The sequence below is a fragment of the Desulfacinum infernum DSM 9756 genome (genome assembly GCF_900129305.1).
Taxonomy (GTDB): Bacteria; Desulfobacterota; Syntrophobacteria; order Syntrophobacterales; family DSM-9756; genus Desulfacinum; species Desulfacinum infernum.
The window spans coordinates 43,119-55,221 of the sequence record NZ_FQVB01000032.1 but is presented as its reverse complement, the minus strand read 5'-3'; the positions used below and the strand labels follow the sequence as shown (position 1 = coordinate 55,221).

At 63.7% G+C, this 12,103-nt stretch carries 10 protein-coding genes; 8 read left to right on the top strand and 2 right to left on the bottom strand.

Annotation, left to right across the window (positions count from 1 at the left end):
* The coding region (locus tag BUB04_RS20455; protein WP_492215221.1) for an IS1634 family transposase N-terminal domain-related protein at positions 1–128 on the bottom strand (128 nt) is incomplete at its 3' end.
* Positions 129–633: 505 nt separating this feature from the next.
* Between BUB04_RS20455 and BUB04_RS19435 the strand changes: the two genes are divergently transcribed.
* The 7 genes from BUB04_RS19435 to BUB04_RS14615 all read left to right on the top strand — a co-directional run bounded on the left by BUB04_RS19435 (position 634) and on the right by BUB04_RS14615 (position 9,603).
* Positions 634–1,173, top strand: coding sequence for a tetratricopeptide repeat protein (locus BUB04_RS19435; RefSeq protein ID WP_178372005.1), 540 nt, complete (start codon positions 634–636; stop codon positions 1,171–1,173).
* A gap of 88 nt (positions 1,174–1,261) precedes the next feature.
* Complete coding sequence (locus tag BUB04_RS14640) at positions 1,262–1,795, top strand: chemotaxis protein CheW (protein ID WP_073040791.1); 534 nt, start codon at positions 1,262–1,264, stop codon at positions 1,793–1,795.
* Positions 1,792–3,807 carry a methyl-accepting chemotaxis protein gene (locus BUB04_RS19430; RefSeq protein WP_073040789.1) on the top strand — a complete coding sequence of 672 codons (2,016 nt, stop codon included), beginning with the start codon at positions 1,792–1,794 and terminating at the stop codon, positions 3,805–3,807. The genes BUB04_RS14640 and BUB04_RS19430 overlap by 4 nt, the downstream gene beginning before the upstream one ends.
* Before the next feature lie 15 nt (positions 3,808–3,822).
* Entirely contained in the window at positions 3,823–6,174 is a 2,352-nt protein-coding gene (locus tag BUB04_RS14630; RefSeq protein WP_073040787.1) for a hybrid sensor histidine kinase/response regulator, read from the top strand.
* A gap of 522 nt (positions 6,175–6,696) precedes the next feature.
* Positions 6,697–7,749 carry a chemotaxis-specific protein-glutamate methyltransferase CheB gene (cheB, locus tag BUB04_RS14625; protein WP_178372004.1) on the top strand — a complete coding sequence of 351 codons (1,053 nt, stop codon included), beginning with the start codon at positions 6,697–6,699 and terminating at the stop codon, positions 7,747–7,749.
* Between the two features lie 103 nt (positions 7,750–7,852).
* Positions 7,853–8,647: a response regulator gene (locus BUB04_RS14620; protein ID WP_073040783.1), complete on the top strand. Its 795-nt coding sequence runs from the start codon at positions 7,853–7,855 to the stop codon at positions 8,645–8,647.
* Between the two features lie 29 nt (positions 8,648–8,676).
* Positions 8,677–9,603 (top strand): diguanylate cyclase, encoded by a 927-nt coding sequence (locus tag BUB04_RS14615; protein WP_245795208.1) that lies wholly within the window; start codon positions 8,677–8,679, stop codon positions 9,601–9,603.
* A 721-nt stretch (positions 9,604–10,324) separates the two neighbouring features.
* On the opposite strand, the gene BUB04_RS14610 is transcribed toward BUB04_RS14615, so the two are convergent.
* Positions 10,325–10,813, bottom strand: a complete 489-nt coding sequence (locus tag BUB04_RS14610) for a hypothetical protein (RefSeq protein WP_143156509.1) — start codon at positions 10,811–10,813, stop codon at positions 10,325–10,327.
* A 174-nt stretch (positions 10,814–10,987) separates the two neighbouring features.
* On the opposite strand from BUB04_RS14610, the gene BUB04_RS14605 reads away from it, so the two are divergent.
* The gene (locus BUB04_RS14605; RefSeq protein WP_245795207.1) at positions 10,988–11,956 is read left to right on the top strand and encodes a radical SAM protein; all 969 of its coding nucleotides are present in this window, start codon (positions 10,988–10,990) and stop codon (positions 11,954–11,956) included.
* The last annotated feature ends 147 nt before the right edge of the window (positions 11,957–12,103 follow it).

Here is a 12,103-nt window from a genome sequence, read left to right as displayed (position 1 = left end):
AGCTTTCCCAAATTGAGAAGAGTCCTCTGCCTAGGCCCCTTGGGAGTCCTGTAGGACTCAACCAACTGGTGGTAGAAGTAGGTGGTTCCCGTTTGGTGATCTTTTTTTCTGACTCGTCGAATGAACATAGTAGCAGGACATTAGCATGAGGAGGGAAGGCGAGTCAATTCTGGCCCCTTATTTTCTACCACTACACCCAATTTTCGAGGCCCCTTCAACGGCCTTTCAGATAGTTAGATGAGCAAAATCGGCACACTGTCGCACTATGCAGCATATAGATGACAAACTTGGGCCAAGGCGATCCTCTTCCGGAAGAATTCGGCGCGTGAACCGATGACCGCCGGGGTCCCCTCCTTTCGGATCTCCCCCTTCCCACTTCAGGGCCGTCTGACCCTCCATCCCGATAAAGGTCTGGTGCTGTTTGCACCCAAACGGCAGGGGACGCCCAATCGGGAAGGGGCGGGTCAGCAGGAAAAGAAGGCGCCCGACGTTTCCTTCCGCTTCTCCGGTGAAGATGCGGGACTTCTCAAGTCGGTCCCTCCCGCGCCCGGGGGAATCCCGAAACCGCGGGAAATTTCGGCGCACCCCTCCCTGTTGAAACCGGCCACGGGCTTTCCGGGCGATGGCGGGAATGTGAAAACAAAGGACCCCGACCGGCTGCCGGAAATCCCGTCCGCGGAAGATCTCCAGGCTTTGGTGAATCAAGGGGAGCTGGAAAGCGCCCTGAAGCGAGCCACGGCCGCCCTGGAAAAGGATCGGTCGGCGGACGACGTGCTTCGCCGCATGGTGTCGGTTCTGGTGCAGGCTCTCAGCAACGCCGGGAGGCGCGACGATGCCGTGGCACTCCTGGAGCGGGCGGCCGCCCGCTGCAGACTGGATCCGGCCTACCCCATGCTGAAGGCCTCCCTTTGTTGTGAAGCCGGGGACCGGGAGGGTGCCATCGCCGCGTACCGGCAGGCGCTCTACCTGGATTCCTCCCTGGCGACGGCCCTCCTGGGACTGGGCACGCTCTATCGGACCATGGGAAACGAAGACAGAGCCCGGCGCTCCTGGGCGAAGGCCTTGGAAATTCTGGAAGCATGCGAGCCGGAAGAAGAGGTGCCCTACGGAGAAGGGCTCTCGGTGGCCCAGGCCCGCGCCCTGGTCCACCACCTGCTGGCCGGCAGGGAGTAGGGAGCAGGCGGGGCTCGTCCCGGCTGGTCGTGGACGTCACCTGTAGGCATGGTTCGCGAACCGCCCCTACGCAAAGAAGGAACATCCCATGGAAAACGCCAAGCTGGCCGTTCTGAAGGAACGGGCCAAGGCCCTGGCCAAGGGCGGCAACAAGGTAAGGGACGAAGAGGGTGAGGAATTCCTCGTCTTTTCCGCCGGCGGGGAACGCTTCGGCGTGAAGGCCGGGTTCGTGCGGGAGGTGGTCCGCGTGGAGGAGCCGACGCCGCTGCCGGGGATCCCGCCCCATGTGCTCGGTATTTTGAATGTGCGGGGAGAAATCGTTCCGGTGGCGGATCTGCATAGGCTTCTGGGTATCGAAGGCGGCCGGTCGGAATCGGTGGACCGCGTCCTCATCCTGGAAATCGGAAACGTGGTGCTGGGCTTGGCGGTGGATGGGGTGGACGGCATGCGGCGGCTCGATGCGCAGCACCTCCAGCCCGCCCCCTCTTCCGTGGCCGCATCCACCCCGGCGGCCGTGCTGGGCCTGGCGGCGAACCGGGTCCTGATCCTGGGCGGAAGGGAGCTTCTGAACGGGTTGTCTTCGGCGGACTCTGGATCCATGCAGGCAGGGAGGAATTCATGATCTTGGGAAGACTTCAAAAAAGTCTCACATGGCGGATGGCGGTTTCCTTCGGGGTTCTGGTCACGGCGGCCCTGGTCCTTTCGGGGGCTGTCAACTGGATCTATGCCGAACGGGATGTCCGGGAGGAGGCCTTCCGGACCCTTTCGGTGGTGAGCGACTTCCATAGGGATCGGCTGGAGTCTTATTTCGCCGAGAGGCTGCGGGCTTTCCGCATGTTGGCCGAATCCCGGGACGTGCATGACATTCTGGGCTGGGCCGCCCGTCGGGCCGCCCTTGAGAACGTCGAGGGAGAGGAAGCCAATTGGAACAGCTACGTTCTTTTGGCGACCAAAGCCCATGAGCGGTTCGTTTCCAAGGCGTCCAACTTGGACCTGGCGGACCTTCTCATCCTGGCCCCGGATCATCCCTCCCCCGTCTATTCCATGCGTTCCGGAGTGAAATCAGTTCCGGAACTGAACGAAGGCACCTCCAAGTCGGTGGAATCCCTCTGGGCGGAAGTGCTTCGGGAGCGCCGAGCGGTCTGGGGAAGACCGGCTCCCCACGGATCGGGCGGACGTCCGTCCCTCATCGTGGCCATTCCCATCAAGGCCGTAAAGGGGGAGGGGCTGGCCGGTGTGCTGCTGGCGGTGCTCAATACCGGCGCCCTGGACGACATCATCAGCCGGGACGGCTACCTGGGGGAGACGGTGGACGCCGGCCTGGTGGACGAAAAGGGCCGCTTTTCGGGCATCGGGGATGAAGAGGCGTCCCGGGCCCTGGATCCGAAGCTCGTCGCGGAAGTCCTTGGGGATGGGAAACAGGTCCGGGAACTGACCGAAGCCGGCGGACGGCCCGTCCTCAGAATGGTGGCCCCGCTGGGCCTTGCCAAGACGTTCGGCGCCCCCTTCGACTGGGTTCTGGTCGTGCAAACGGATGAGGCGGCTGCAATGGCCCGGATACGTGCCCTGGGGATCCGCTTTGCCGGCCTGGGGATCCTGATGGCGATGGGCGCGTGCGTGCTGGGAGTCTTCCTCTCGCGGTCCCTGGTGGGGCCCCTTCGAAGCCTGGAAGCGGCGGTGCGGGAAGTGGGCCGGGGCAATCTCAACATCTCCATCGAGGCCACCGATCGCCAGGACGAGGTGGGCGGCCTCATCAACAGCTTCCACCTCATGGTGCAATCCCTCCGGGATCAGACCCATGAGATCCTGGAAGGTGTCAATACGCTGGCGGCTTCCATGAGCGAAATCTCCGCCACGGCGGCCCAGCTGGCGGCCAGCTCCACCGAAACCGCCACGGCCGTGAGCCAGATCAGCACCACGGCGGAAGAGGTGCGTCAGACGGCGCAGCTCGCTCAGCAGAGGGCCGACGATGTGTCCAAAGACGCCTCCCGCATGACCCAGACATCGGAGGAAGGGCGCTACGTCACCCGGGAAGCGATCCAGGGCCTCCAGCGCATCCGGAAAGAAATGGATTTTGTGGCCGAAAACGTCATGCGCCTGAGTGAGCAGAGTCAGAACATCGGCGACATCATCGAGACGGTGCGCGACCTGGCGGACCAGATCAATCTTTTGTCCGTCAACGCGGCCATCGAAGCGGCCAAGGCGGGGGAACAGGGCAAGGGCTTTGCCGTGGTGGCCCACGAGATGCGCTCCCTGGCGGACCAGTCCAAGGAGGCCACGGAACAGATCAAACAGATCTTGACCGAGGTGCAGAAGGTTACCGGAGGGGCGGTCATGGCCATGGAGCGGGGGGCCAAGGCCGTGACGGCCGGACTGGAACTGGGGGAGAAGGCGGGAGGTGCCATGGAGCGGCTGGCTGCAACGGTGGAGGCGTCCGCGGACTCCGCCCTCCAGATTGCGGCGTCCAGCCACGAACAGCTGGTGGGCGTGGAACAGCTGGTGCAAGCGATTCAGAACATTCACGAAGCCACCGGACAGAACACGGAAGGGGCGCGGCAGCTGGAAATGTCCGTTCGGGATCTGGAAAGGCTCAGTCAAAGCCTCAAGAACGCGGCGGCCCGCTTCCGGGTCTAACAGAGGATGGGCTGAATGAACGAAGAAGAACTCTTGAGGCGACTTCGCCAGGCGTTCCAGGACGAAGCCCGGGAGAGGCTGGAATCGCTGGCTTCCCGGCTGGCGGATCTGGAAGGGGGCGTGGAAGGCGAAGAAGCCGACCAGGCCCTGGAGACGGCCTACCGGGAGGCGCACAGCCTGAAGGGAGCGGCCCGGGCCGTGGGGCTCACCCAGATCGAAGCCATTTGCCAGAGCGCCGAAAGCCTCCTGGCCGCCCTCAAGCGAAAGGAAATCCCGCCCGTTTCTTCCGTCGTGGACGCGCTCTACCAGGCCTTGTCCGCCGTGGAGAACCGGCTGGAGGGCCCCCCTGACTCGGACCCGGACACGTCCATCGTTTGTCGAATCCTGGAAGAGGCCCTGGTCGAGGCGAAGAGCGCAGCGGCGCAGAGGCCCCATCAAGAGACCGCAGGCGCCGGCCCCGTTTCCGAGCAGGAAGACGTCCCATTTCCTGCCGCCGCACCGGAACCGGTTTCCGAGGAGCCCATTCCCACAACAGCATCCCCGGTCAAAAAGGAAGAAACCCCGCCCGGCGACCCCCGCCGGGAAATCCGCACCGTGCGGGTGGATGTGGATCGCCTGGACCTCTTTCTCCATCGGGCCGAGGAATTCATCTCCACCCGGCTGGAAATGGAACGGCACGTGCGGGATCTCAAGCGCCTTTTGGGCGAACTGGAGCACATGAAGAAGAGATGCTCCTTCGCCGCCAAGGAGCTCCGGTGGTTGCGGGAGGCGGCCAAAGCGGACGGCCAAGGGGCCTCCGGCCCGGCGCCGTCGGAACTTCGGGACCTTCTGGAATTTGTGGAAACAAGCCGGGAGAGCCTTCTCGGGGCCTGTTCGCGGGCCCGGAGCGCGGTCCATCGGGCGGAGGGCATGCACCACCGCCTGGGGCAGCTGGTGGACGACCTCATGGAAGGGGCCAAGGAAGTCCTCCTGCAGCCTTTTTCCATCCTCTTCGCGGGGCTTTCCCGCATGGTGCACGACCTTTCCCGGCACCTGGGAAAGGAGGTGCGGCTGGAGACGGAAGGCGAAGACGTGGAACTGGATCGGCGCATCCTGGAAGACCTGAAGGATCCCCTGGTGCACCTGATCCGGAACGCCGTGGACCACGGCCTGGAGACCCCGTCCGAAAGGCGTGCGGCGGGGAAGAACCAGGTGGGTACGGTCCGCCTCCGGGTCCTCCGCCGGGATGCCGGTACGGTCTGCCTGTACGTGGAAGACGACGGCCGCGGGGTGCCTCTGGACAAGGTGAAAGCCCAGGCGGTGATGCGGGGATTCCTTTCCCAGGCCGAGGCGGAGGCCCTGAGTGATGAAGAAGCCCTGGACCTCATCTTCCGTTCCGATCTTTCCACCAGCCCCCTGGTGACGGACCTTTCCGGGCGCGGCCTGGGCATGGCCATCGTCAAAGACAAGGTGGAAAACCTGGGCGGAAGAGTCCGCGTGACAACCGAGGCGGGTCAAGGCACCCGCTTCGAACTGCAGCTTCCGGTCTCCCTGGCCACCTTTCGGGGCGTCCTGGTGGGGGAGGCCGGAAGGTTCTTCGTCCTGCCCACCCCGTACGTGGAGGCCGTGGTGCGGCTTCGAAAGGAGGATGTCCGGCGGGTGGAGGGTACCTGGACCATCACCCGGCAGGGCGCCGTGCTTCCCTTGCATCGCCTGGCCGATGTGCTGGGTGTGGCGACGTCGGGGGAAGGAGCCTTTTCGGAAGACGGATGCGGGATCGCCGTGGTGCTCCAGGCGGGCGGCATCCGTCGCGCCCTTCGGGTGGACGCGGTCTTGGGGGAGAGTGAGGTGGTTCTGAAGCCCCTGGGGACTTACCTGGGAAGAGTGCCCAACCTGTGGGGAGCCACGGTGCTGGGAGACGGTCGCGTGGTGCCCGTGCTCAACCCGCTGGACCTGGTGCGGCGTTCCGGAACGCGCACAGCCGTTGGATCCGGAAAAGGTGCGGCGGGGTCCGAACCGGACCGGCCATGGAACGTGCTGGTGGCGGAAGATTCGGTCACGTCCCGCACCCTTCTCCAGAACATCCTCACGGCCGCGGGCTACCGGGTGCAGACCGCTGTGGACGGAATGGATGCCTACACCAAGCTGTGCCAGGAACCCTTCGACCTGGTGGTCACCGACGTGGAGATGCCGCGCATGGACGGGTTCGAGCTCACGGCCAAGATCCGCGCAAACGAAAAGCTGAAGGACCTTCCCGTGGTGCTGGTCACCAGCCTGGATTCCCGCGAAGACCGGGAGAAAGGGGTGGAAGTGGGCGCCGATGCTTATATTGTCAAAGGGTCTTTCGACCAGAGCCACCTGCTGGAGGTGATGGCTCTGCTGCTTTAGGAGTTTTTCCGGAAACGCTGGGGATGCCCGTCTTTTTCGTAGTGCAGCCCTTTGGGCTGCGGGAGATCCACCGGGCGGCGGATAGGGTCTCGGGTCGTACCGCTTGTCACTCTAACGTGAAAAAACTGTGTTTTCGTTATGTTGCAGGAACACCGGAAGCCTGAAGCAACACCTGTAGGAGCGGCGAAAGCCGCGAAACGGCTAGCCGGCCATTCCATGGCGTCATGGTTGCTCCCTGCTTATCGCGCCTTGCTGAGCTTCCACAGAGAGGAGAAAGCTCCCATAGGGCGGCTGGCACCTCGGTGCAGGTTCTTTCATCCGTGTGGGGGTGGCGCAAGGGAGACCTTGATGGTTAAGGGAGCTACGAAGGCCCTCCCGCGGGGCTGAAGCCCCACGGGGAAGAAAGAAGGCGGGTTCCTTGTCGGTTGATCAAAGAAACTGGTTCTCGGACAAGCTTTTAGGGCGCGGCAAGCCTCGGATGGCCGCTAACGTTCCGTGAAGTCCTGCCGGGAGAAAGAAACGGTGGATCGGAAGATCAAACTGCTCATCGTGGATGATTCCTCCACATGCCGTGAGTATCTGAAGTACCTGTTTGAAAAGGACGGCGGCTTCCAGGTGGTGGGTACGGCGCGGGACGGTCTGGAGGCCGTTCGGCTGGCCGATAAACTTCGGCCCGATGTCATCACCATGGACATCAACATGCCGGTGATGGACGGCATCGAGGCGTCCCGAAAGATCCTGGAAACCCGCCCCGTTCCCATCGTGATGGTGAGCGAGGTCTGGGATTCGGAGGAGGTGCAGCGGGCCTTCGCAGCCATGGAGATCGGCGCCCTGGCCGGGGTTCAAAAGCCGGCGGGGCTGGGTACCAAGGATGCGGAAGAATCGGCCCGAAAACTGATTCGGACCGTGAAGCTCATGGCCGATGTTCCCGTGATGCGCCGCTCGCCGTCCGTAGCCGTTTCCAGGCCGACCGTTGATTCGGGGGACTGTTGCCCGGTAAAAGCCGGAAATTTCCGTGTGGTTGCCATCGGCGCTTCCACCGGAGGCCCGCCGGTCCTCAAAACGATCCTCTCCCGTCTGCCGGCCGACTATCCCCTCCCTGCCCTGGTGGTTCAACACATCAGCCCCGGGTTTCTCACGGGAATGGTGGAGTGGCTCCGGAAGGTGTGCAAAGTCACCCTTCGCATCGGAGTGGACGGGCAAAGGCTGGAGCCGGCAACGGTTTATTTCGCCCCCGACGGGTTCCACATGGAAGTCACCGGCGCGGGGACGCTGGCTCTTCGAGACGCGCCGCCCGAACACGCGGTCCGCCCCGCGGTTTCCTTTCTCTTTCGTTCCGTGGCCAGGGTCTACGGCCGGGACGCCGTGGCGGTGCTCCTCACGGGCATGGGGCGGGACGGCGCCGCGGAACTCAAGGAACTGCGCGATCGGGGGGCCCTCACCGTGGCCCAGAACGAGGAAACCAGCGTGGTTTTCGGTATGCCGGGGGAGGCGGTGCGCCTTGGGGCGGCCCGCTGCGTTTTGCACCCGGCAGCAATCGGCGACCTGCTTCTGGAAGCGGCCTCCGGCCGTTAGCATGGAGAGGGGCCGCTTCCGGAGGCATCGGTGCGGGGACCGGCCTTCGGCGGGACAACCTCCGGGAAGGCCTTGGGACAGTCCCCCGGATAGGATCACAAGGATGAAAGACTTGCAAGAAGGTTGGAGTGAAAAGCCCATGGAAAGCGATCGTAACGTGGCGTCTCAGGAGGAGATCACAATCCTGGTGGTGGAAGACAGTCTGACCCAGGCGGTCCGCCTCCAGAGCCTCTTGGAGGAAAACGGCTACCGGACCCTGCTGGCCGAAAACGGACGGGCGGCCCTGGAGCGAGTGTCGGCGGAGCCTCCCACGCTCATCATCAGCGACATCGTCATGCCGGAAATGGACGGCTACGAATTGTGCCGCAGGATCAAGAGCAATGAACGAACAGCTCATATCCCGGTCATGCTGGTCACCCAGCTCAATGAGCCGGAGGACATTCTGAAGGGCTTGGACTGCGGCGCGGACAACTTCATCACAAAGCCCTACGACGCCCCCTTTCTCCTGTCTCGCATCCAATACATCCTTATCAACCGAAAATTGAGGAAAAACACCCGAACCGACATGGGCCTGGAGGTCTTTTTCGCCAATCGGCGCCAATTCATCAATTCGGACCGGATCCAGATCCTGGATCTCCTCTTTTCCACTTACGAAAGCGCGCTGCAGAAGGCCCGGGAGCTGGAACGGATGAACCGGGAGTTGCAGGAGGCTTTGGACACCATCAAGACCCTGGAGGGCATCCTGCCCATCTGCTCCTCCTGCAAGAAGATCCGGGACGGCGAAGGGGTTTGGCAGTCCCTGGAGCGCTACATCGGCGACCGGTCCAAGGCCAAGTTCAGCCACGGGATCTGCCCCGAATGCGCCCGAAAAGTCTATCCGGATATCTTCGACAAATGATGCCGGGAAAAGAGGCGAGCGTGACGGACATGGAGGACAGGTTTCCGGTTCTCATCGTGGAAGACAGCACCACCCAGGCCCTTCGGCTGCAGTCCGTCCTGGAATCGCTGGGCTACGACGTGGCCGTGGCTGTAAACGGCCGGGAGGCCCTGGAACGGCTCCAGGACGACTTCCGGCCCCTGGTGATCACCGACTGGGTCATGCCCGAGATGGACGGCCTGAGCTTCTGCAGGGCCCTGCGGGACCGGGACCTTCCGGGCTACGTGTACGTGATTCTCCTCACGGCCAAGGACGCCCTGGACGATCTGGTGGCGGGCCTGGAAGCCGGTGCCGACGACTACCTGGTCAAACCCGTCCATCCTGCGGAACTGGGGGCCCGGCTCAAGACCGCTGGAAGAATCCTGGGCCTGGAAGCAAAACTCAAGAAAAAAAACGAAGAAATTCGGCACCTCTCCATCACTGACCCCCTCACCCGGCTTTACAATCGCCGCCACTTCAACGAACACCTGCCCCATGCACTCAAGGCTGCCGGGCGCTACGGGCGGCCTCTCGCCGTCGTCATGACGGATATCGATCACTTCAAGAAGGTAAACGACACCTACGGCCACCAGGTGGGTGACGAAACCCTGCAGGCCTTCGCCGGCGTGCTGCAGGCCTCTCTTCGACGGGGCGTGGACTGGGCCGCCCGCTACGGGGGTGAGGAATTCGTCGTGGTGCTTCCGGAAGCGGACCTGGAGGGAGGGGCCGTGGCGGCGGAACGCCTGCGGCTCCTGGCGTCCCAGCTGAAGCTCCAAAGCCCCCAAGGGCCCTTCCGTATCACGGCCAGCTTCGGCGTGGCGGCCGTGGATCCTCAAAAGGAGCCTGTGCCGTCCATGGAAGCCCTCCTGGCCGCCGCCGATGCGGCCCTCTACCGGGCCAAGGAAAACGGCAGAAACCGGGTGGAAACCGCCCGATAGGGTCAAGGCCCTGGATCCGCCCAACCGCCCATGGGTGACGACAAACGCCCCCGCTTGCCACGAGCGATCATGGTGAGGATCGCCCTCCGCCTGGATGAAAGAGCCTGTACGGAGGTGCCGGCTGCCTTGTGGGAGCGCTGCAACGCGCGATGAGCTGGGGTGGCCGCATCGCCATGGAATGGCCGGCCACCCATTTCGCGCCTTCCACGCGCCAGTAGGGGCGGGGTTTATCCCCGCCCGCTGACCGCGTGGTGCTTATGAAAACCGGTGTGGAAATCATTCCGTCTCAGCTTCCAACCGCCTTTCCCGCGTGAGCGGAATTCGATGGCATGCCAAAAGTCTGACGTTCCTGGGGAGCGCGGGTGCTCGGCGGCGGCCGGTACCGCCTTGTAGGGGCGGTTCGCGAACCGCCCCTACAAGCTTGTCCGAGAACTCCTTTCCTTAAGCACCCGACAAGCGATCTCTCCTTTTCCGTAGCCGCGGGGCTTCAGACCCGCGGAAAGGGGACATCGTAACCCCATGCATTGACAAGAAATACGCGATGGCTCATCCAACGTGTGGGGATTCTTCCGCAGCCCTGAAGGGCTGCGCTACGGGAAAAGCTTTCCCCTGGGAGCGCGGTCCCGGACAGGCTCTTACGGAAATGGCGGAAATCCGATTCCAACCGCGTCGCAAGGCTCTGTCCTGCGGTCCGCTGGCCCGGGGCTCCGCCCCCTTGTCATCATCCCTTCCGCCCCAGGATGGCGTCCGTGAGGAACCGGATCTTTTCGTCCACGAACCGCTCCCGGGCCGGATCGCCTTGGGCGTCTTCCAGAGAAAACTCGAGGCTCGTGGGGCTGTGGACGGAAAGGAGCTCCAGGCCCGTCTCCAGGGCGTTTCGCACCCAGAACCGCCAGGCCTCCATCGCTTCCTCTTTCCGTTGTTCCAGATCGCCCAGCGTGATGGTCTGGGATTCTCCGTAAAGCGCCAGATCCTCGTTCACGGCCGCCACCAGATCCTCGTCCAAGGCGGGTCGCCGCTCCGGAATGGAGCGGGCCACCACTTCCACGTAGATCGTGAAGGGATCCTCGGAAGCCTTCTCCGGCCGGCACACGAGGCACCGGTCGGCGTCGTGGGGTACGGCGGCGTTTTCCGCAAACCGGTTTTCCCGGGCGATCCGCCGGAAGTGGCCGATGGTTTCCTCCAACAAAGACTTATCTTCAGCGGGCATGGTTTCCATCCCTCCTCAGCTTGCGAAGATGGTCTCCCAACAAAGTCGAAACCGCCATTCCACCAACGCGCACTTGGACTGTTCGCATCGTACCGAGGCTTGCGCTGCAGCCTCCGCCTGATGTAGTCATCTCAACGGCATGTCACCATAGAACACCATCCGGAGAGGTTGGAAGTGCTTTCTTTGACCGTGCCCGACGTTTCCTCGAGTCAGGCCCCCGGCTATTGGGTCCTGCGCCGGCGGGGTGAACTGCGGCGGCGGGCGGCGGCCTTCCGGGAGATGTTGCGCTCCTGCGAGCTGTGCCCGCGCCGGTGCCGGGTGGACCGCCTGGCCGGCAGGACGGGATTCTGCCGGACCGATGCCCGCCTCCTGGTGGCGGCCGTGAGCGTCCATCCCTGGGAGGAGCCGCCTCTGGCCGGAACGGGCGGATCCGGAACCGTCTTCTTTTCCGGATGCACCCTGTCGTGCGTCTATTGCCAGAACTATCCCATCAGCCAGATGGGGGTGGGGCGGATCCTGACACCGGAAGAACTGGCCGAAAGGATGCTTCGCCTCCAGCGGCGCGGCGTCCACAACATCAACCTGGTGACGCCAACCCATCAGATCCCCCAGTTCCTGGAAGCCCTGGTCATCGCCGCGGAAGAGGGCTTGCGGCTTCCCATCGTCTACAACACAAGTGGGTACGAAAGAGTCCATGTGATCCGTATGCTCGAGGGCATCGTGGACATCTATCTTCCAGACATCAAGTTCGCCTCGCCCGAAGCTGCCCGGTTCTGTTGCGGCCGGAGCGATTACGTGCTCCAGAACCGTAGGGCGCTTCTGGCCATGTGGCGCCAGGCCGGGCCGCTCCGGGTGAACGGGGAAGGCCTGGCCGACCGCGGCATGCTGGTGCGCCACCTGGTGCTTCCCGGGGGCCTATCGGGGACGCCCGAATGCCTGGCGTTCCTTCGCCGGGCCCTGGGCAAAAGCGCCTGGGTGAGCCTCATGGACCAGTATTTTCCCGCCTACAAGGCCCACCGGATGCCGCCTCTGGACCGGCGCGCCTCGGAGGAAGAGATCCGGGCCGCCCTGGAGGCCCTCTGGCGCCTGGGCCTCCGAAACGGCTTTGCCCAGGAGACGTGCCCCTGCGGGGGGGAACCGTAATCCGTGATCCGTGGGGCGGGCGGTAGGGGCGAATGGCCATTCGCCCCTACCGGTTCTGGCGGCGGACGCGCCCCCACTTTTTCTTTGACCTGGGCGGGGACACCGTTTAAAATGCGACCGCTTTGTGCAAACCTTCACGAAAGGAAC